This window comes from Corynebacterium sp. KPL4035 (assembly GCF_037908325.1).
Classification (GTDB): Bacteria; Actinomycetota; Actinomycetes; order Mycobacteriales; family Mycobacteriaceae; genus Corynebacterium; species Corynebacterium kefirresidentii.
Window position 1 is genome coordinate 16,471 of sequence record NZ_JBBMGF010000002.1, and the last position, 18,937, is coordinate 35,407.

20 protein-coding genes are annotated in these 18,937 nt (G+C 59.8%); 13 read left to right on the forward strand and 7 right to left on the reverse strand.

Features of this window, described 5'->3' with window-relative positions; genetic code table 11:
* Positions 1–50: 50 nt before the first annotated feature.
* Positions 51–428, reverse strand: coding sequence for a DUF5318 family protein (locus WMP96_RS01855; RefSeq protein ID WP_340432171.1), 378 nt, complete (start codon positions 426–428; stop codon positions 51–53).
* Positions 429–546: 118 nt separating this feature from the next.
* On the opposite strand from WMP96_RS01855, the gene WMP96_RS01860 reads away from it, so the two are divergent.
* The 6 genes from WMP96_RS01860 to WMP96_RS01885 all read left to right on the forward strand — a co-directional run bounded on the left by WMP96_RS01860 (position 547) and on the right by WMP96_RS01885 (position 6,362).
* A complete protein-coding gene (locus WMP96_RS01860; protein ID WP_023020139.1) occupies positions 547–1,635 on the forward strand; it encodes an inositol-3-phosphate synthase in 1,089 nt (362 codons plus the stop codon).
* A 54-nt stretch (positions 1,636–1,689) separates the two neighbouring features.
* A complete protein-coding gene (locus WMP96_RS01865) occupies positions 1,690–2,190 on the forward strand; it encodes a MarR family winged helix-turn-helix transcriptional regulator (protein WP_049359192.1) in 501 nt (166 codons plus the stop codon).
* An 87-nt stretch (positions 2,191–2,277) separates the two neighbouring features.
* Entirely contained in the window at positions 2,278–3,249 is a 972-nt protein-coding gene (locus WMP96_RS01870; protein WP_340432025.1) for a universal stress protein, read from the forward strand.
* A gap of 9 nt (positions 3,250–3,258) precedes the next feature.
* On the forward strand, positions 3,259–3,741 hold the full coding sequence (locus WMP96_RS01875; protein ID WP_239206484.1) for a hypothetical protein: 483 nt from the start codon (positions 3,259–3,261) through the stop codon (positions 3,739–3,741).
* An 18-nt stretch (positions 3,742–3,759) separates the two neighbouring features.
* A complete protein-coding gene (locus WMP96_RS01880; RefSeq protein WP_301716719.1) occupies positions 3,760–5,619 on the forward strand; it encodes a chorismate-binding protein in 1,860 nt (619 codons plus the stop codon).
* Positions 5,610–6,362, forward strand: a complete 753-nt coding sequence (locus WMP96_RS01885; RefSeq protein WP_301716718.1) for an aminotransferase class IV — start codon at positions 5,610–5,612, stop codon at positions 6,360–6,362. Before WMP96_RS01880 ends, WMP96_RS01885 begins: the two co-directional genes overlap by 10 nt.
* Here WMP96_RS01885 and trhO read toward each other — a convergent pair.
* Together trhO and WMP96_RS01895 are read right to left on the reverse strand one after the other, a co-directional pair.
* Positions 6,359–7,294, reverse strand: coding sequence for an oxygen-dependent tRNA uridine(34) hydroxylase TrhO (gene trhO, locus WMP96_RS01890; protein WP_005326978.1), 936 nt, complete (start codon positions 7,292–7,294; stop codon positions 6,359–6,361). The genes WMP96_RS01885 and trhO overlap by 4 nt on opposite strands.
* Positions 7,295–7,403: 109 nt before the next feature.
* Positions 7,404–8,900 (reverse strand): DUF1846 domain-containing protein, encoded by a 1,497-nt coding sequence (locus WMP96_RS01895; RefSeq protein ID WP_023020147.1) that lies wholly within the window; start codon positions 8,898–8,900, stop codon positions 7,404–7,406.
* 127 nt (positions 8,901–9,027) lie between these two features.
* Between WMP96_RS01895 and WMP96_RS01900 the strand changes: the two genes are divergently transcribed.
* Both WMP96_RS01900 and WMP96_RS01905 read left to right on the forward strand, forming a co-directional pair.
* Entirely contained in the window at positions 9,028–9,843 is an 816-nt protein-coding gene (locus tag WMP96_RS01900; protein ID WP_340432030.1) for an Fpg/Nei family DNA glycosylase, read from the forward strand.
* Positions 9,844–9,861: 18 nt separating this feature from the next.
* Positions 9,862–11,439: a bifunctional ADP-dependent NAD(P)H-hydrate dehydratase/NAD(P)H-hydrate epimerase gene (locus WMP96_RS01905; protein WP_340432032.1), complete on the forward strand. Its 1,578-nt coding sequence runs from the start codon at positions 9,862–9,864 to the stop codon at positions 11,437–11,439.
* On the opposite strand, the gene WMP96_RS01910 is transcribed toward WMP96_RS01905, so the two are convergent.
* Both WMP96_RS01910 and WMP96_RS01915 read right to left on the reverse strand, forming a co-directional pair.
* The gene (locus tag WMP96_RS01910) at positions 11,436–12,077 is read right to left on the reverse strand and encodes an ABC transporter ATP-binding protein (protein ID WP_301716716.1); all 642 of its coding nucleotides are present in this window, start codon (positions 12,075–12,077) and stop codon (positions 11,436–11,438) included. The two genes, WMP96_RS01905 and WMP96_RS01910, sit on opposite strands and share 4 nt — an antisense overlap.
* 1 nt (position 12,078) lies before the next feature.
* The gene (locus WMP96_RS01915; RefSeq protein ID WP_301716715.1) at positions 12,079–13,062 is read right to left on the reverse strand and encodes an ABC transporter permease; all 984 of its coding nucleotides are present in this window, start codon (positions 13,060–13,062) and stop codon (positions 12,079–12,081) included.
* Between the two features lie 153 nt (positions 13,063–13,215).
* Here WMP96_RS01915 and WMP96_RS01920 point away from each other — a divergent pair, with 153 nt between their 5' ends.
* From WMP96_RS01920 to WMP96_RS01935, 4 genes are all read left to right on the forward strand, one after another.
* Entirely contained in the window at positions 13,216–14,316 is a 1,101-nt protein-coding gene (locus tag WMP96_RS01920; RefSeq protein WP_301716714.1) for a sensor histidine kinase, read from the forward strand.
* Positions 14,309–14,926: a response regulator gene (locus tag WMP96_RS01925; RefSeq protein WP_301716713.1), complete on the forward strand. Its 618-nt coding sequence runs from the start codon at positions 14,309–14,311 to the stop codon at positions 14,924–14,926. Before WMP96_RS01920 ends, WMP96_RS01925 begins: the two co-directional genes overlap by 8 nt.
* A complete protein-coding gene (locus tag WMP96_RS01930; RefSeq protein ID WP_301716712.1) occupies positions 14,926–15,900 on the forward strand; it encodes an NAD(P)-binding domain-containing protein in 975 nt (324 codons plus the stop codon). The genes WMP96_RS01925 and WMP96_RS01930 overlap by 1 nt, the downstream gene beginning before the upstream one ends.
* Positions 15,901–15,982: 82 nt before the next feature.
* Positions 15,983–16,732: a DUF364 domain-containing protein gene (locus WMP96_RS01935; protein WP_301716711.1), complete on the forward strand. Its 750-nt coding sequence runs from the start codon at positions 15,983–15,985 to the stop codon at positions 16,730–16,732.
* On the opposite strand, the gene WMP96_RS01940 is transcribed toward WMP96_RS01935, so the two are convergent.
* On the reverse strand, positions 16,729–17,319 hold the full coding sequence (locus WMP96_RS01940) for a VanZ family protein (protein WP_301716710.1): 591 nt from the start codon (positions 17,317–17,319) through the stop codon (positions 16,729–16,731). The two genes, WMP96_RS01935 and WMP96_RS01940, sit on opposite strands and share 4 nt — an antisense overlap.
* A gap of 78 nt (positions 17,320–17,397) precedes the next feature.
* Between WMP96_RS01940 and WMP96_RS01945 the strand changes: the two genes are divergently transcribed.
* A complete protein-coding gene (locus WMP96_RS01945; RefSeq protein WP_301716709.1) occupies positions 17,398–18,372 on the forward strand; it encodes an MDR family oxidoreductase in 975 nt (324 codons plus the stop codon).
* Between the two features lie 62 nt (positions 18,373–18,434).
* On the opposite strand, the gene WMP96_RS01950 is transcribed toward WMP96_RS01945, so the two are convergent.
* Entirely contained in the window at positions 18,435–18,905 is a 471-nt protein-coding gene (locus tag WMP96_RS01950; RefSeq protein ID WP_301716708.1) for a MarR family winged helix-turn-helix transcriptional regulator, read from the reverse strand.
* Positions 18,906–18,937: the final 32 nt, after the last annotated feature.

Genomic DNA, 18,937 nt, shown 5'->3' on the forward strand with positions numbered 1-18,937 from the left:
ATCACAAACTAAATAATTGCAGCTTACTGCCTAAGGCGGTGCGCCGGAAACTAACACGCGTTAAAAGCAGTAGCAGAACGCAACAAGTGGTTCCACCGGCACTGGCGACATACCTCCACCTCGTGCACCGTAAACTCCAAGCCCTCGGCGACAAATTCCGCTATTTCTTTATCACTACGGGCGCTCCCAGCACGCCGGCCGAGGTTCTCTCCATAGACCCAGCGGGTAAGCCGCAAAGGCTCGCCGCACACTGGGCCTTCTTTATCCATGGTGTGCCCGTGGTGCTCAGCTGCGGCGCGCAGCAGAAAATCGGCATCGCATACCTCTTCCCGTGTGAGCTGCCCGGCGCGAAATTCGCGCAGATGGTGGGCGCGTTCCCACTCGTGGGAGAGCACATGCTTATAGGCAACGGAATTCACCCGGATCATCCTAATTACCTCTTCTTGATCGATCCACATGGTGTTATGCCACCGCAGGGCATAATTTTCGGCTTAGTCTTGCGCAGTCACTGACAATCACAATTCATGGATATAAAAGGAGTAAACCTTGTCCGAGAAGGTAAAGGTCGCCATCGTGGGCGTCGGCAATTGCGCCACGTCCCTCATTGAAGGCGTGGAGTTTTATCGCAACGCCGCTGCCGATGCAGATATTCCCGGTTTGATGCACACCCAGTTTGGCCCGTATCACGTCGGCGACGTGGAATTTGTTGCCGCTTTCGACGTGGATGCGGACAAAGTGGGCAAGGACCTTGCGGAGGCCACGCGCAGCTCCCGCAATTGCACCATTTCTATTACCGACGTCCCGAACCTGGGCGTTACCGTGCAGCGCGGGCCTACCCTGGATGGCTTGGGCCGTTACTACCAAGAGTCCATTGCGGAATCAGAAGCCCCGCTTGCCGACGTCCCCGCTGTCCTTCGCGAATCCGGCGCCGACGTCGTAGTTTCCTACCTGCCGGTGGGCTCCGAAGATGCGGATAAGTTCTACGCGCAAGCGGCCATCGATGCCGGTTGCGCCTTCGTCAATGCCCTGCCGGTCTTTATTGCCTCTGATCCAGAATGGGCGAAGAAGTTTGAAGACGCCGGGCTGCCCATTGTGGGCGATGATATTAAATCCCAGGTAGGTGCCACCATTACGCACCGCGTCATGGCAAAACTCTTCGAGGACCGCGGCGTGCGCTTGGAGCGCACCATGCAGCTCAATGTGGGCGGCAATATGGACTTTAAGAATATGCTCGAACGCGAGCGCCTCGAATCAAAGAAGATTTCCAAAACGCAGGCCGTCACCTCTAACCTGCACAACTCGCCTATCGCCGGCAAGCGCGAGGACCGCAATGTTCACATCGGCCCTTCGGATTATGTGGAATGGCTCGATGACCGCAAATGGGCCTATGTCCGTTTGGAAGGATCTGCCTTCGGCGAAGTCCCGCTGAACTTGGAGTACAAGCTGGAGGTCTGGGACTCACCTAACTCTGCCGGCATCATCATTGATGCCGTGCGCGCCGCCAAGATTGCCCTCGACCGCGGGGTTGCCGGCCCAGTACTGCCTGCCTCGTCCTACCTGATGAAGTCCCCGCCGGTGCAAAAGGCCGATGACGTGGCACGCGCCGAGCTGGAAGATTTTATTGCCGGAAGCTAACTTTTTGACTTCCAAACTACCGCGCAGAGAAAACGAGCTATACAATCGTTTTCTATGACGCAGCAACATGAGGAGAAGGGCCCCGCTCAATCCCCGTCTACATACGAGGATGCCGTCGAGGTCGCGCGTTCCATCCAACCGGCGCTCAATAAGCTCATCCTTATTTTCCAGCGCACGGCAGAGGGCTCTTCTTTGACCACCTCCCAGGTATCCATCATGAACCAGCTGCGTATGCGGGGCCCATCACGCGTATCCACCATCGCGCAGGCAGAGCTTATCCGCATGCCCACCGCCTCTAATGCGCTCTATCAGCTAGAGCGCCGCGGCTACGTGGAACGCCACCGCGATGAGGAAGACCGCCGCGGTGTCCTGGTAGCGCTGACGCAATTGGGCGAATCTGAACTCGCCATCGTTTCACAGCAGCGCGCCTCGGCCTTGGCAGAAATCATGCGGTGGCTAGAGCCTGAAGATTTGGATACCGCGAATGAAGTAGCCACTGTCATCTCCAAGCTTGCAGATGTCTATCGCCCCACAATGAACGGCGAACAGCGCTAGTTTTGCCCGCGGTGATTTCATTTTTCTCCGGCTTAACGTGATAATTGAGAGAAGCGAAAACCGTAATCTCTCACTAGTTCGTACAGTATGGCAACTGATATTTCCGATGGACATCTCCCAGCCCTGAGCAAGGGCTCGGCTGAAAAGCCACTTCGCATCCTTATTTCTTGGAGCCCCTCTTCCTCCGGCACCGAGGCACTCGAGTGTGCCGCGTGGCTTTCCCGTACCGCTGATATCCAGGTACGCGTCATCTCTACCGTATTCCAGCCGTGGACTACTACTTCCCTCAGCAAACTGGGCGGAAAATATAAAAAATGGTTTAAAGGACAAAAGGAGGCCTGTGCCGCCGCTACCCGTGCCGCCCTCGATAAGGCCGGAGTGCCGCGTAGCTGCTGGGATGAGAAACCCTCCCTATTGGTCGACGGCCCTTCGCGCCCCCATCTGCTGACGGAAATGGCCAAGAAGTTCGAGGCAGACCTCATCATTTTGGGGCCCAACCAGGCCGCACCCAAGGGGCGTTTCTTCGCCGGCTCTACGGCCGATACCTTGCTACATTATTCTCCTCAACCGTTGGGCTTGGTGCCTCGCAAGGTAAAGCTGTCCAAGCACGGCGTCACCCGCTTTAACTTTGCCATTACTGAACACAGCCCGCGCGAAGATCATGAGATGCTCGCCGCAGCCGAGCTTGCCAATCGCTGGAACCTGCCGCTGCGCCTGCTGGCTTTCTCGGCAAAGGGCTTGCTCAGTACCCCGTCGAAGGATAAGCACGATATGGCGCTCGAGCTGGCGGCGGAGTGGCTCGAGGATTCCCTTGCCATGCTGGATCGCGCCCGCGATTGCATCCAGGAGAAATTCCCAGAGCTGGATGTCACCTCTGAAATTGGTTCCGGTGCCGGCTGGGGCGGCGCAGTGGATTCGCTCAAGTGGAAAAAGGGCGATCTCATGCTTATGGCCTCCACCCCGCAAGGCCCCATCGCCCGCGTATTCTTGGGTTCTACTGCCACGGAGCTGCTGCCGCATATTCGGGTGCCCATCTTGGTCCACCCAGCCTGCGGTTAGGATTGGGGTATGAGCCAGCGACCAGAGCATCCCGAAAACGATCTGACATCCGATGCTGACTATGCTAATCTGCGCCGCCCTGAACCGCAGAGTTTCGATGAGCTGGCCGATGAGCCGGATCCTTTAGAGATTGCCGCTGCTAACCGCCGCTCTACCCGGCAAGCCGTCTGGTACATGCTCGCAGTCCTTGTCATCTCTGCGCTCTATGGCTTCGCGGTCGCGCTCGCCGCTAGGCTTATGGGCGGTCCTTTATGCGAAGATGGCACCGCTACGTGGCTCTGCACCGATGGGCAGCGCACCTTCTTTAGCCTGACCACCCCGATCATTCCCTTCTTCGGCATGATTGGCTGCGCCGTCATCATGGTGCGCAAGCTACACCGATATCTGCGCTGGCGCAGTTGGATGGCCATTTTCTGGGTGATGGCCTGCAATTTCATGCTCTGGACCATTACCGATATCCAGCTATTTCTCATGGACTCGGCTGCCGCATAGAAAACTTCCCGCCTCCCGATGATCCTCCTGCTTGATAATTACGATTCTTATACCTTCAACCTGGCTCACCTCATTGCAGAGGTAGACGGCCGTCACCCACTCGTTATTGCTGCCGGCGAGGCAGAAGGACTGGCCGAGCGCGTCCGTGCCGGCGAATTTTCTCATGTGGTGATTTCTCCCGGTCCGGGCACGCCTGAGCGGGAGGAGGACTTCGGTGCTGCCCGAGCCATCATCACCGCCGCAGCAGCGGCCGAGATTCCGGTGCTGGGCGTATGCCTTGGCCACCAAGGGCTGGGCCTGTTGGCCGGCGCTCAGGTTTCTCGTGCGCCACAACCGCGCCACGGTTTTGTCTCCTCTATTAGCCACTCGGGCGAGGGCATCTTTGCCGGAATCCCGCAAAATTTCGAGGTAGTGCGCTACCACTCCCTGCAGATTGGCGAGGTCCCCGGTATCACCGTTCATGCCCGTAGCGAGGATGGCGTCATTCAAGCGCTCAAGGTCGATGGTTTGCCGCACTGGGGCGTACAATTCCACCCGGAGTCGGTGCTTACCCAGCACGGCCGGGATATTATGCGCAACTTCCTGAGTGGGTTCCGCCTGCTCCACCGCGAGGTTCCCGGCGCGGTGGACTGCCCGCGGGTCTTTGCTACCCTGCGCGCCGAAGGAAAAGATGCCTTCTTCCTCGACTCCGCGGATCCGCGCGGGCGCTACTCCATCCTCGGAGATACTGCCGGCGCGTTGAGTCGTTCTTTCCGCTATCGGCTTGGTGACGCCCCCGATATCCTTGCCCTCTTGGACCGCGAGCTCGCTACCCGCGTCGCCAACGCTCCAGAACTTCCTTTCACCGGCGGGGTTATCGGCTACCTAGGCTATGAGTGCGCCCAGCTCACCCTGCCCATTGAGTTAAGCCACCGCTCCCCTTACCCAGATGCTTATTTTGTGCGGCCGCAGTCTTTTATGGTCTATGACCACCAGGAAGAAACAGCGCATCTGTGCTGCCTGGCTGGCGACGGCGCCGAGCAACTGCTGGACCGATTAGAAGCCGCCTTGAGTACGGATGAACCACAGGAGACTGGGGAGGGCCGCGGGGCGTCGCTAAGCGCAGACGCCTGGCGCAGCCCCGGCTACCTGGAGCGGATTAAGCGCGCTCAGGAGTTCCTGCACGCCGGGGAGAGCTACGAAGTCTGCCTGACCGATACCTACTCGGCCGGGGCCGAGGGGGAGCTTTATTCCCAACTGCGCTCACACAATCCCGCTCCCTATGCCGCGCACCTCGTCTTCGATGGCGTGGAAGTCTGCAGCGCCTCGCCTGAGCGCTTCCTCACCGTGCGCGGCCGTGAGGTGGAGGCCAAGCCGATTAAGGGCACTATCTCCGCCGACGAGGATCCCGCATTGCTGACCACGGACCCGAAGACGCGCGCCGAAAACCTCATGATCGTCGACCTGCTGCGCAATGATCTTTCCCGGGTATGCGAGCCCGGAACCGTACGCGTACCGAAGTTGATGCAGGTAGAAAGCTATGCCACGGTTCATCAATTGGTGTCCACCATTACCGGAGCGCTGCGCGCCAATGCCACTGCGGTCGATGCCCTCCGCGCCACCTTTCCTCCCGGCTCGATGACGGGCGCGCCAAAGCTGCGCACCTGCGAAATCATCGATCAGCTCGAGACCGGCCCGCGCGGGGTCTACTCCGGCGTGGTGGGCTACTTGGGCTTTGATGGACAAGCCGATCTCAGCGTGGTCATCCGCACGGCCGTACGCGCGGGCGGCGAGGTCACTATCGGGGCCGGCGGGGCCATCGTTTTGGATTCGGATCCGGCCGCCGAGCTAGCAGAGCGCAACCTTAAGGCGCAGTCCGTATTAGGGGCATGGCAGTGAGTACCTATCTCTGGCACGAGGGCGGCTTTATTCCCAGCCAACCCCATCCCGGTCCCTTTGACGTTGCGGATTCTTGGCGGATGCTTGGCGACGCCCACTCAAGCGCCCTTCGCCTTCACCTCCGGCGCTTCGAGTCGGTGGCGGGGCCGCTTCCCGCTGGGTTCGTGTCTGCGATGCTGCAGCGCTTCGCCCCCGGCGATCTTTTTCCCCGCATCTCGCTAGCTGCAGGACAACTGCGCCTTGATATTCGCCCCGCACCCCCAGCACGCCCAGTCACCCGGCTAACCTATGCGCAGGCACCCGACCCGCGCTCGCAGCCTTTGGTCAAGGGCCCCGATTTCCCGGCACTGGCACGCTACCGCGCCGAATACCAGGACGACGGTGCCGATGACACCGTCATTGTGGATTCCTCCGGTGCCATGCTGGAGACCACCACCGGCGCGCTCGTCGCCTGGGACGGGGAGACTCTTGTGCTCCCCACCGGGACGGCGCTGCCCAGCATCACGCTGCACCAGGTCACCCGGCGCGCCGCGGCCCTAGGCATACGGACCGAAACACGCCCGCTCACCCTGGAGCTCGCCACCGAATGCCCCCTGTGGTTCCTCAACTCGCTGCACGGCATCAGCCCGGTGACCGAACTATACACACCTACCGGCATCGTCTATCCGCCCTGCAACCCGCACACCGCCACGTGGCAACAGTGGTGGTGGGACTCCTTCCACAAGGAAACGGCGCGCGACTAGCTCTCCTGCTTGGCTAGCTGCGCTGCCACCTCGGCGCAATCTGGCCGGCCGCAGTGCTGCGTTTCTACATGTTGGATGCAGTCATCACAGATGAGCACCTGCTGGCGACAGGTATCTTCATTGATGCAATTGTGGAAGGTATTCGTGCCTTTGCCACAGTGCACGCAATGGCCCAGCTGGATAAAGCCTGGGTCCTGGAGCCCTTGGCCAAACTCGTGATGCATGCGCTTATCAAAGACATACATTGAGCCTTCCCACAGGCCATCATTGCCGTACTTTTCGCCATAGCGCACGATGCCGCCATCGATCTGGTAGACCTCTTTGAAACCACGATTCTTCATCAACGAAGACAGGATTTCGCAGCGAATACCGCCGGTGCAATAGGACACCACCGGCTTATCCTTCATCCAGTCGTACTTGCCCGATTCAATTTCCTCGATGAAGTCATGCGTGGTTTTTACATCGGGAACGACGGCATTTTTAAACTTGCCAATCTCTGCCTCCATGGCGTTGCGTCCATCAAAGAAGACGACTTCCTCGCCACGTTCTTCTACCAGCTTATTAACCTCTTCTGGCTTGAGATGCACGCCGCCACCGACGACGCCGTTCTCATCCACCTTCAGCTCTCCCGGCGCGCCAAAGGCCACAATCTCATCGCGTACCTTAACCGAAAGGCGTGGGAAGTCATCCGCCCCGCCCTCGGACCACTTGAACTGCATGCGCTTAAAGCCTGGGTATTCTTTGGTCTGGCGAACGTAGCGCTTGCAGGCTTCCATATCGCCGCCAACGGTGCCGTTGATGCCATGCTCGCTGATAAGGATGCGCCCCTTGAGCCCCAGGGACTCGCACAGGGTGCGTTGCCACAGCATGATTGCGGTGGGATCTTCGATGGGGGTAAAGCAGTAATACAGGAGAACTTTGCCAATAGTCACGCCCCAATCTTAGGCCTGCAGCTGGGTAGATCCCCAATCTTGTAGTTGTTCTTTATAAGACTGCGGCCCCTCCAGCACGGGCTGAAAGGGCCGACCCTCTACTCAGAACCTAGCGCTTCTGGTACAGCGCTTTCTTGCGAGCAAAGACGGGATCAGAGGTCACGAGCACGCCCAAATTGCGGAAGATTCCCTCATCCACCGAACCCAGGATGGTGGTGGTGTGAACATCGCACCCGGCAAGCTCCTTGATCTGCTCTAGTGCCTTTCGGGCATTATCATCCTTAGCGGCAGACACGGATAGGGCGATGAGCACCTCGTCGGTATGCAGGCGTGGATTCTTGGAACCCAGGTGCTTGGTCTTAAGCGTTTGAATCGGCTCGATGGATTCGGGCGAAAGCAGATGGATATCGTCATCGATGCCGGCCAGGTGCTTCAGGGCGTTGAGCAGCATCGCGGCCGAGCAGCCCAGCAGAGGCGCGGTACGGCCGGTGATCATGGTGCCGTCGTGCAGCTGCATAGCAGAGGCAGGCTCGCCGGTTTCTTCCGCACGTTGGCGCGCGGGCGCCACCACGGGGCGATCTTCTACCTTGATGCCGGCCTTAGCCATGATGACCGCGGCACGCTCAGATTGTTCGGTACCCAAGCCAGCGCGGGCCTCTTCCACCTGAGCCTTAAAGTAGCGGCGGATGATTTCTTGCTGGGCGGCGGCGCGGCACACGGCGTCATCAGTAATGCAGAACCCAGCCATGTTCACGCCCATGTCCGTGGGAGACTCATACGGGGTGGTGCCGGTGAGCTTTTCCAACAAGGTGCGCAGCAGCGGGAATGCTTCCACATCACGGTTATAGTTCACGGTGGATTCACCGTGGGCGGACAGATGGAAGTGGTCAATAATATTGGAATCGTTGAGGTCCACCGTGGCGGCCTCATAGGCCAAGTTCACGGGGTGTTCAAGGGGGAGATTCCAGATAGGGAAAGTTTCAAACTTAGCGTAGCCAGCATTATTGCCGCGCTGGTGCTCGTGGTAAACCTGCGAGAGCGCAGTGGCCAGCTTGCCGGAGCCAGGGCCCGGCGCGGTGACAACGACAAGATCGCGGGAGGTTTCCGCAAACTCATTGCGGCCAAAACCCTCTTCGGACACGATTAGGTCCGTATTGGTGGGGTACCCAGGGATAACGCGGTGTCGGGCCACCTTGAGGCCAAGGCGCTCTGCCTTTTCGATGAAGGCCTCGGCCTGGGAGTTTCCCTCCTCCAGCTGGGTCATGACGATGTTTTCCACCAAGAATCCGCGGCTGCGGAATACATCTACAAGGCGCAGCAGGTCATCTTCGTAGAGGATGCCTAGGTCGGCGCGCACCTTCTGGCGGGAGATATCTTTCGCGTTGATGCAGATGAGGATCTCTACGTCCTCTTTGATGCGCTCCAGCATCGCGATTTTATTGTCCGGGGTGAAACCCGGCAGCACGCGGGAGGCATGCATATCGTCGAAAAGTTTGCCGCCCATCTCCAAGTAGAGTTTGCCGCCAATTTCCTCGCGGCGGGCGTGAATGTGCTTTGACTGCAGCTCGATATATTTCTCGCGGTCAAAGCCGATTTTGTGCGTCATGATTTGAAAGCCTTCCCCTGAGTTAAATCATTCCGCATTTCGAGTTTACGCTATTATCACCTCCCAAATAAGTGGGCTGGTTAGCGGCAGGTTTGGCCGAAAATTCTTCCCGATTAGACTGGCTTCTATGCCTGAAGGTCACGTCATCCACCGCCTAGCCAATAAATTCAACGCGGATTATCGCGGTATGCCGCTGCGCGTGACCAGCCCGCAGGGGCGCTTCGCGGCGGAGGCGGAGATTCTCGATGGCGAGCGCATCGAGCTGGCCGAAACCTACGGTAAGCATCTTTTTGTACACTTCACCGCTCCGGATCCGCGCCATATCCTCTATATTCACTTAGGGCTCATCGGCAAGCTGCGCTTCGAGCCCCGCGAGGAGACCGGCGGACAGATTCGGGTGCGCATTGATAATGGCACCGAGGCCGCCAACCTGCGCGGACCACAGTTTTGCCGCTTGCTTACAGAAGAGGAGTACCGCGCACAACTGGCCAAGGTAGGCCAGGATCCGCTGCGCCCAGACGCCGATGTGGAGGCCTTATGGGCCAAGGTGCACAAATCGCGACGCAGCATTGGCTCGCTGATGATGGACCAGCACCTCTATGCCGGCGTGGGCAATATTTACCGCGCGGAAACCCTCTTTCGCCATGGCCTCTCCCCTTTCCTGCCTGGCCGCGACGTTTCCCGTGAAACCTTTGACGCAACGTGGGCCGACCTAGTGCAGCTAATGGAGTACGGGGTGGAGCACGGCCGCATCGATACGGTTCGGCCCGAGTATTCTCCCGAAGCCATGGGGCGCGAACCGCGTAAAGACGACCATGGCGGGGAGGTATATGTCTATCGCCGCGCCGGTTTGCCCTGCTATGTGTGCGGCACCCCAGTGGCGGAAAGAGTCATGGAGGGACGCAACCTATTCTGGTGTCCGACCTGCCAGCCGGCTCCTTAAAGGCCTATCCTGGCGGGCATGCGATATGCCTATAGCGTTGCTGCCGTCCGTGCGGCGGAGCATTCCCTTCTAGCCCAGCAAGACTTTGCCGATGAGCTCATGCGCTTGGCCGCGCGCGGCGTAGCAGCCACGGCCGCAGCCATGCTCGGCCCTGGGCGGCGAGTGAGTATCCTCGTCGGCCCAAGCGGCAATGGCGGCGATGGCCTCTACGCTGGCGCTTTCCTGGCGGAGGATGGTTATTCAGTCGAGGCCATCCTCGCGGCGGATAGCGCCCACGAACCCGCACTGCAGGCGTTTACCGCGGCCGGCGGGACCATTGTGCACAGTCTGGAGGTTGCCGATCTGCTTATCGACGCCGTCGCCGGCCTCTCCTCCACCCGCGGCCTTTCCGGTGCCCCGCTCAGCGCCTATGCCGAAGCCAAAAAGCGTGGCGTTCCAGTCCTAGCGGTGGATATCCCCTCCGGGATTAACGCCGATACCGGTGTGGCTGCGACCGATGCGGTGGAAGCGGACGTGACCATTAGCTTTGGCTGGGCCCGCGCCGGACACGTCTGTGCCCCAGAATGCGGCGCGGTGGTGCTCTGCGATCTCCTCTTGCCAGGCGCGCCGCGCTCTTTTGCAGAAGAGCTGTCTGCCACCGCAGAACCGGTGGGCCATATCGCCAATGAACCCACCATCCCCTTGCCCTATCAGTGGCCAACCGAGCCGGTACTCACGGGTGACCAAGGCCAGGTTTCCGCCCCAAAGCCGGTGGGCTGCACGGGGCCAATCCTGGATCCGACGCCCGGGGCGAAAAGCACTAAATACACCGGTGGGGTTACCGCGGTATGCGCCGGCAGCAACGCCTTTCCCGGCGCGGGCATACTCGCCGCCACGGGCGCGGTGCGGGCCACCCCCTCCATGGTCCGCGTCGTAGGAAATGACTCTGTAGTCGCAAGCCTGCCGGAGGTAGTGCCCCATGCAAGCGCTGAAGAAAAGGTCCATGCTCAAGCCTGGGTAGTAGGCCCAGGACGAGGCACCGGGCCGGAAGCGGCAGCGGAATTACGGGCTGTGCTGGCACGCAAACTGCCCACAGTTATCGACGCAGACGCGCTCACGGTGCTGGCTAGCAATGAGGATCTGCGCAAACTTGTACACGATCATCCTTGCGCGGTTCTTACCCCGCATGCCGGGGAATTTGAGCGGCTCTATACGGCTACGCTTGGCCGCGCACTCGATCTTTCGGAGGGCTTAAGCGTACGCCTGCAGGAGCTTGCCGCGACACTCGACTGCTTTGTCCTGCACAAAGGCCGGATCACCACGGTCACGGCCCCCGGGCAGGAAATTTATGGCATGAACGCGGGGCACTCCTATGCAGCTACCGCCGGATCCGGTGACGTGCTTTCTGGCATCCTCGGCGCCACGCTAGCCCAGCTGAATTTTGCTGAGGTAGATGCGAAGGGGATCATTGCGGAGATTTTGCACGCCGCAGCCATACACCAACACGCTGCCGCTATTGCCGCCCACACCCCAGACGGCTTTGGGATTTGCTCTGCCTCCCAGATTGCCGCGGCGGTGCCCCAAGCAATCGCACGGTTGCTAGTGATGCGGCGCTAGCTGAGCACGGAAACCTTCTCCTGCTCGGAAACGTGACCGTCTTTGACCTCAACCACGCGGTCAGCGAAGGTCAGCAGGGAACGGTCATGGGTCACCAGCACGGTGGCGGTTTTCATCTCTTGGGTGACATCGCGCAAAAGGCGGATGATCTCCTGGGAAAGGTGAGAATCGAGCGCGGAGGTAGGCTCATCCGCCAGCAGCAGGTCTGGCTGCTCCATGAGCGCACGAGCGATATTGACGCGCTGGCGCTGGCCGCCAGACATCTGGCCCATGCGGCGGTTTCCCATACCTGCCAGGCCCACAAAGTCCAATAGCTCATCGGCGCGCTGTGGGCGCAGCTTGCGGCCAGCGATGTGATCCATAATCAATAGTTGGTCGCGCACATTGAGCGAGGACAGCAAGTTGGCCTGCTGAAAGATGATGGACCGGGTGCCATCTACCTGTACGGAACCAGAATCCGGGGTGATAAGCCCAGCGGCTACGGATAGTAGCGTGGATTTACCAGAACCGGACTCACCCACGATGGCGGTCAGGCTATTGGATTCGGCCTTGAGGGAGGCGTCGGCAAGCGCGGTAGTGGTTGTCTCGCCGTCCTGGTAGGTCACGGTGGCATTGCGAATATCAAGAATGGTGGACATGTTAAGCGTTTCCTCCAAGTGCATCGAGTGGGTTGGCTTTAGCTACGCGGCGGGTAGCGACGAGGGCGCCGGCCATACCGAGGACCCAAATACCAACCGCAGGAACGGCAATGCTGCGCAAAGAGACATCGAAAGGAACGGTGCCGGAGGCGAGCGCGCCGAGCGCCCACCCAACGACAGCGCCCAGGATGGTGCCGGCAGCCAAGATGATGGCGGCTTGTGCCAGGGCATCGCGCAGCAGGTAGCGCACGGTGGCGCCCAGCGCGCGCAAAATAGACAGGTCGCGGGTGCGCTGAATGGTCCATACGGTCAAGAAAGCGACGGTGACTAGCGCGGAGATGCCGTACAAGAAGCCCTGCATGGTAAGCAGCGAGCCGCGTTCAGACTGATAGCCCGCTAGACCGGTGAAGGACTTGGAAACCTTGACGGAGCCGGGAACCTCATACTTATACAGTGCGGCGGTGCCCACCACGCCCTTCGGGGCGTGGCTAATCTGCTGCCAAGACTCGGTGGAAGCCCATACCACCGCAGAGTGGGAGTACATGGTCTCCGGGACGGTGCCCTCCACCGAGAAGTCGGCGCCGCCTAGGGGGACGGTTTCGGCCGCATCGATGGAATCTGGCAGGAGCACGCCCTGCTCTGGGATGGTCTTATCGGTGCCCGGAACCTGGGTGCCGGCTGGCAAGCTGAGGACGGCAACGCCGCCGTGACCCTCCAGCTTGGTCTGCGCCGCGCCGAGGGGAATACCGTCGCTGGCGATATCGCCGGCATGCATCGCGGACTCGCTGAAGGAGGGATCCTCGGTGGAGAAGGAAATATACGGGTACTCCTTTTCCAGGGACTCCAAAGCGGAAGTATTTTGCTTGGAAAGGCCCTCCGTTAGGCCGGAGAGCATCACGAGCAAAAGGGTGATGAGCGCAACCGTGCCGCCAATGAGCGCGAAGCGGCCGCGCGCTGTGGTGATTTCTCTGATTGCTAGGAACATACTTCTATATTCGCTTTATGCAGGTCAGAAGTAATCGGCCAGCTCGCTGAACCTCTAGTCAACCAAGTGGTTGATTCACTGTCCACCCTTGCGCGGATATCCTGGGTGGTTGTGTTTAAAGGACAGAAATTATGGGTCTATGGTTTGCACGCCATGTTCGCGTTTCTGCTGGTCTTCGGCGTAGCGCGTGCCTACGTGGACGGCCGGCTCGATGCCCGCGTTATTGGCTTAGCCATCGCACTCGCCGTGGTGTATGCCGCACAACGCTGGTTGCCCACGTGGCTGTGGCTGGGTGGACTTTGCCTCCTCTGGCTGGGCTTGATGGTCCATGCGCAGGATTTCATGTGGCTGGAGTTCCCACTTATTTTTGTCTTTCTGCGCGCCTTGCCCACCGTGCCTGGGCTGGTCTCCATCGCCATATTGTGGGCGGCTGCCGCTTTCATCCCCGCCTGGCTACATCCTGAGGGCTGGACCATCGCTGCTGCGGTAGGACCGCTTATCGGTACCGCCTTTGCGGCCACGGTCTTTTTCATCCAGCGGCGACTGCAGGCGGAGGCGGCGCACCATAGGGACATCGCCAAGCAGCTGCGCGAAACCCAGGCCGAGCTAGCCGCAAGCGAGCACCAAGCCGGCCGGCTGGAGGAGCGCGAGCGGCTCTCTCGCGAGATTCACGACACCGTCGCACAAGGTCTTAGTTCTATTCTGCTGCTCTCCCGTGCGGCCCGCGGCACCACTGATCCAGCAACCAAAGAGGAGCAGCTGGAAATTATCGAGGAAGTCGCCAGCGAGAATCTGGCCGAGGCCCGCCGCTTTGTCCGGGAGCTCGCCGGCCCCGATGAGCGGCTGGAAACCCAGCTCAATTCCCTGCTATCCCAGATGCGCAGCCGCGTGAAAGCCTTGGGCGAAGATACCACCCTTGAACTGGTGGTCTCCGGCAGCGGCAAGGTGCCTGCCCAGATCAAAAAGGTCATTGTGCGGGCCGCGCAGGAGGGTCTCAATAACGTCATCAAACACGCCCACGCCTCGCGTGCAGTGGTCACGCTCGGACTTTTCGAAGATGCTGTCACCCTGGACGTTGTTGATAATGGATGCGGCGTAACCGCCTCCCCTAGCAGGGATAATAAGGATCATGGCTTCGGGCTTACCGGCTTGCGCGACCGCGTGGAGAGCGTGGGCGGCACTATGAACCTAGAATCGGGCGAAGGCACCGCCCTGGCCGTCCGTATACCGCTGAAGGAGCGAAGCAATGGTTAATGTCATGCTGATTGATGATCACCCAGTGGTCCGCGCCGGCCTGCGCGCCATTCTCAATACCTTCTCCGATGTCGAGGTAGTAATGGAGGGCTCCACCGGCGCGGATGTGGATAAGCTTTTTACTGCAGATGCCCCGCAGGTAGACGCTGTAGTCTGCGATATCCAGATGCCCGACGTGGATGGCATCGCAGCCACCAAGCGCGTAGTAGACGCCGGCGGCCCGCCCGTGCTCATCTTGACCACCTATGACACGCAGGCCGATATCCTCGCCGCCGTGGAAGCCGGCGCGATGGGCTACCTGCTCAAGGACTCCCCCGAGCAGGCGTTGCACGAAGCCGTGTTCAATACCGCCGCGCACCGCCGCACCCTAGCGCCGGAGGTTGTGGATCTCCTCGCCCAGCGTGTGGGCCGACCGCAAGAATCACTGTCCACCCGCGAGCTGGAAATCTTGCGGGCGTTATCTAGCGGTTCCTCTAATAAGGAGCTAGCCAAGCAGCTGTTCATTTCCGAGGCCACGGTCAAGACCCACCTCATCCATATTTTCCAAAAGTTGGGCGTGGAAACCCGCACCGCCGCGGTGACCGTGGCACGAGAGAGAAAGCTCATTTGATGCTGGACTGCATAGTCATTGGTGCCGGCCAGGCAGGCCTCGCGGTGGGTTATTACCTGCGCAAGAAGGGCCTAGATTTTGTCCTTCTGGATGCAGAATCCGGTCCTGGCGCAGCCTGGCGCCATACCTGGCCCTCCCTGACGCTTTTTAGCAATGCGGCCTCTTCCAACCTGCCGGGATGGCCCATGCCCCATTACGAGGGCTTTCCACCGGCCAGCCACGTTATTGATTATTTTGCACGCTATGAGCAGCGTTATGAACTGCCCATTCGTCGGCCAGTCACAGTGGATGAGGTGACCCATGACGGCGCGTACTTCCACGTTTATGCGGGGGAAGAGAAACTCACCTCGCGCACGGTCGTAGCGGCAACGGGCACGTGGTCCGCACCTTTTATCCCCTACTACCCCGGCAACTTTGGCGGAAGGCAATGGCATTCCGCCTTCTATCCAGGCCCCGCGGACTTTGCCGAATCTACCGTGGCGGTCGTGGGCGCGGCCAATTCCGGTGCCCAAATCGCGGCCGAGCTCCTACTCTCCGGCGTAGAGACAACCTGGTACACCCGCAGCTCCCCGCGGTGGATGCCCGATGATGTTGATGGTCGAGTCCTGTTTCAGCGCAATCGCGCCCGCCTCAACGCAATGCTGCGCGGCGAGCCAGACCCCGGCGCGGATTCCAACTTGGGCGATATTGTGATGGTTCCACCTGTCCTGCGGGCACGGGATTCTGGGCTTTTGCAGGCCACCCCCATGTTTTCTTCTCTTGCTGAAGTCAACGCGGACCATCTCATCTGGTGCACCGGTTTCCGGCCTGCTCTCCGGCCTATCCGCGGGCTCCTTGATGGTACCTCCCCCGCCGTCGACGGTCTCTTCCTCGTAGGCTACGGCACCTGGACCGGACCCGGCTCCGCCACCATTACTGGGGTAAGCCCCTTTGCTAAACAGACTGCGCAAGCCGTTGCGAATATATGTGACTAAAGCTATAGGGTACTCCCCACCTATTCGACTAAACTGCCTCCTCACAAGCAGTGCCAAACAATAAGGAAAAGCTGGTTTATTCATGTCCGCCTGGGATCTCTACGATGACCTCATCGATGCCATTCCCCGTGACATAGTGGTCTCCCGCGCTGCCCAAAACCCGCGGTGGACCCGCGTTTACACCGAAAGTCCTAGCTGCGGCGTGGCCATGACCATGTCAGCAACCTCCCGCCCCGCCCAGATGAGCGCTGAGTACTCCGGCGTTCCCTTACGTGCCATCGCACAGCTGGCCAAGAGTTGGAATTTCTCAGAGGCGTCCTTCGGCATGGCTGCGCTCAATTCCTATTACGCCACGCCTTCCGTGGCCAATGAACATGGCTTTGCGCTTGCCGACGCCCCCTGGCCCCACATCTTCGGTCCCTTCCGCGAAGCCGTCGCGGGTAAGAAGGTCGCCGTCATTGGCCACTTCCCTTTTGCGCCTAAGGCGCTCAACCAGGCGGCGGATTTTTATATGCTAGAGCGTTCGCTCAATGAGGGCGACTACCCCGATTCCGCCGCCGAGTACATACTGCCCGAGTGCGATTATGTCTTCATTACCGGCTCCGCCTTTGTTAATAAGACCGCTCCCCGCCTGCTCGAGCTCTCCCGCGAGTCCTTCAATGTGATCTTGGGGCCCTCAACGCCCCTGGCCCCTATTCTCCTTCAGGACTACGGAGTATCACAGGTCACCGGCATAGTTCCCACCGACGCCGCCGGTATGTTTGAGTGCCTCGAAGAGGGAGATTCCCTCGATATGTTTAATTTCGGGCACCGCGTCAGCCTGGGTACTTAGACAATTACTCCGGCCACAATCGCGGCGGCGAGGGCACCCAAGCCCAAAGCCGCCATCCAGCCGATAGCGCGGACGGCTCGCAGCTGCGCCTGTGCGCTCTTGCGGCTAACTAGGAACGCGCCCAAGGCCGCTCCAAGGGTATTGAAAACCACATCGTCGACATCGCTAAAGCCCAGTGAGAATAGATATTGGGTAGTTTCGATGCCCAAGCTGAGCGCCATGGCTAGAAGGATGGTTCCGCCACGGCCAAAGCGGACGTGGCGCGAATGTTGCCCCATCACTACCAAGCACGCGCCAAGTGGGAAAAAGAGCGCTATATTGCCCAAGGTATTGGTCCACGGTCCCCACCACGGATGAGGGTTATTAAAGCCGTTGAACATTTGCAGATCCAGGCTGCGGCGGGCATGTGCAGAGGCATCGAGCACGCCGGGAATATCAATAAACGGCTTGCCCACTGTAGCTACGGCAATAGCCACCACAACGACCACGCAGGCAACGCCAGCACTGCGCCACAACGTGCGCTTGGAAGGCGCGCCTTGCGCCCTTACCTGGTGCGAAGTGCGGGTGGATCCAGTGGTCGTCGTCATAATGCCCAATTTAACAAGCCTGTCTGAAAAATTCCCGGGAGATTCGCTGTCGAATCCCTGCATCACATTTAACGTACGATGGTGAGCATGAGCACGCTACTAGTAACTCGCAACGAAGACAAAACCGTCACGACCTCCTTTGAAGAGGGAGAGTTCCTCGGCGAGGGTGACATTACCGTTGATGTTTCTTATTCTTCCCTGAATTACAAGGACGCCATGGCAATCGCAGGCGACCGCGGTGTCATGCGCACCAGCCCACTTGTCCCAGGCATCGACGTGGTCGGCACCGTTGCCGAGTCCAGCGTAGAGCGCCTACCGGTAGGCACCCTGGTTGCCTCCTTCGGTGATGGCCTTGGCGAATTCCGCCACGGCGGCTACACCCCGAAGCAGCGCGTTAACTCCCAGGCCACGGTCGCGCTCCCCGCAGACTTCACCGCTGAGCAGGCAGCCGCTGTCGGTACCGCAGGCTATACCGCTGCCCTGTGCGTCAACTCCTTGCGCGGGCTTCCCGACGGCCCCGTTTTGGTCACCGGCGCAACTGGCGGTGTCGGCTCCATCGCCGTGAACCTCCTGTCCAATGCCGGGTACGAGGTCCACGCCATGACCGGCCGTCCCGATGACTATTCCCAGTACCTTCACGAGCTCGGTGCCCACACCATTGTGGACCGCGCCGAGTTCGCCGAGACCGGAAAACCCTTGCAGAAGGCAACCTATGCCGGTGCTGTCGATACCTCCGGCTCCCACGTTTTGGCCAATGTATTGGCTCGCACGGTTTGGGGCGGCACCGTCGCCTCCACCGGTATGGCCGCCGGCCCGGATCTTCCCACCACCGTGCTGCCGTTCATTCTGCGCAACGTACACCTTGCCGGCGTCAATTCCGTAGACGCCCCACTGCACTACCGCCAGAACGCTTGGCAGCTCTTGGCTCGGAAGCTAGACCGTTCCATTCTTGAGTCCCTGACCACAACGATTCCACTTTCGGACGTGGTCGAGGAATCCAAGTCCCTTCTAGAGGGCACCCACCACGGACGCACCGTCCTTAAAATTGCCTAGGCTGCGCCCTGCTAATATTCCCCGGCACCCGCCGTCATGGCGGGTGCCTTTTGCATACGCGGTTAGGCTTCAGAAGCGAACTCTCCAGCGCCCTGCTCATCAATCCCACGCAACAACTTCCGAGAAATTTCCCCCAAAGTTTGTAGGTCTTCGTCACTAAGGGTGCTCACCACGATTTCATCAACTGCGGCGGTGTGGCGCGCTATTGCCGCACCGAAGGCGGCACTTCCCTTTTCCGTCACAGTGACTTCAATGGCTCGAGGCCCAAGTTCCGGTGCTTCCCGCCTGGAGACTAATTTTCGTGATTCCATGCGCACCAGCTGTCGATGCAGGCGCGATTTTTCCCATCGTAGTTCCGTCCCCAATTCGTGCGGACGGGTATGAATTTTGCGGCGGCGATGCAACACCGCCAAGACCGCATAGTCCGCCTCGCTTAGACTAGAGTCTCTCTGCAACTGTGCAGAAAGTCGCGCATGCAGCAGCTCTTGCATAGTGACAAAATCTCCCCATGCCGCACTCTGCTCCACACGCATGGCTATCCTCCTTCGGTTGCCGTTATTTAACA

What these genes read in the sequence shown, in the direction of transcription:
- WMP96_RS01885 (WP_301716718.1), top strand. Translation starts at nt 5,610, where the DNA reads ATGGCAGTGAGTACCTATCTCTGGCACGAGGGCGGCTTTATTCCCAGC.
- WMP96_RS01905 (WP_340432032.1), top strand. Translation starts at nt 9,862, where the DNA reads ATGCGATATGCCTATAGCGTTGCTGCCGTCCGTGCGGCGGAGCATTCC.
- WMP96_RS01940 (WP_301716710.1), bottom strand. Translation starts at nt 17,319, where the DNA reads ATGACGACGACCACTGGATCCACCCGCACTTCGCACCAGGTAAGGGCG.
- WMP96_RS01895 (WP_023020147.1), bottom strand. Translation starts at nt 8,900, where the DNA reads ATGACGCACAAAATCGGCTTTGACCGCGAGAAATATATCGAGCTGCAG.
- WMP96_RS01930 (WP_301716712.1), top strand. Translation starts at nt 14,926, where the DNA reads ATGCTGGACTGCATAGTCATTGGTGCCGGCCAGGCAGGCCTCGCGGTG.
- WMP96_RS01855 (WP_340432171.1), bottom strand. Translation starts at nt 428, where the DNA reads ATGATCCGGGTGAATTCCGTTGCCTATAAGCATGTGCTCTCCCACGAG.
- WMP96_RS01875 (WP_239206484.1), top strand. Translation starts at nt 3,259, where the DNA reads ATGAGCCAGCGACCAGAGCATCCCGAAAACGATCTGACATCCGATGCT.
- WMP96_RS01920 (WP_301716714.1), top strand. Translation starts at nt 13,216, where the DNA reads ATGTTCGCGTTTCTGCTGGTCTTCGGCGTAGCGCGTGCCTACGTGGAC.
- WMP96_RS01945 (WP_301716709.1), top strand. Translation starts at nt 17,398, where the DNA reads ATGGTGAGCATGAGCACGCTACTAGTAACTCGCAACGAAGACAAAACC.
- WMP96_RS01880 (WP_301716719.1), top strand. Translation starts at nt 3,760, where the DNA reads ATGATCCTCCTGCTTGATAATTACGATTCTTATACCTTCAACCTGGCT.
- WMP96_RS01910 (WP_301716716.1), bottom strand. Translation starts at nt 12,077, where the DNA reads ATGTCCACCATTCTTGATATTCGCAATGCCACCGTGACCTACCAGGAC.
- WMP96_RS01935 (WP_301716711.1), top strand. Translation starts at nt 15,983, where the DNA reads ATGTCCGCCTGGGATCTCTACGATGACCTCATCGATGCCATTCCCCGT.
- WMP96_RS01865 (WP_049359192.1), top strand. Translation starts at nt 1,690, where the DNA reads ATGACGCAGCAACATGAGGAGAAGGGCCCCGCTCAATCCCCGTCTACA.
- WMP96_RS01950 (WP_301716708.1), bottom strand. Translation starts at nt 18,905, where the DNA reads ATGCGTGTGGAGCAGAGTGCGGCATGGGGAGATTTTGTCACTATGCAA.
- WMP96_RS01900 (WP_340432030.1), top strand. Translation starts at nt 9,028, where the DNA reads ATGCCTGAAGGTCACGTCATCCACCGCCTAGCCAATAAATTCAACGCG.
- WMP96_RS01870 (WP_340432025.1), top strand. Translation starts at nt 2,278, where the DNA reads ATGGCAACTGATATTTCCGATGGACATCTCCCAGCCCTGAGCAAGGGC.
- WMP96_RS01925 (WP_301716713.1), top strand. Translation starts at nt 14,309, where the DNA reads ATGGTTAATGTCATGCTGATTGATGATCACCCAGTGGTCCGCGCCGGC.
- WMP96_RS01915 (WP_301716715.1), bottom strand. Translation starts at nt 13,062, where the DNA reads ATGTTCCTAGCAATCAGAGAAATCACCACAGCGCGCGGCCGCTTCGCG.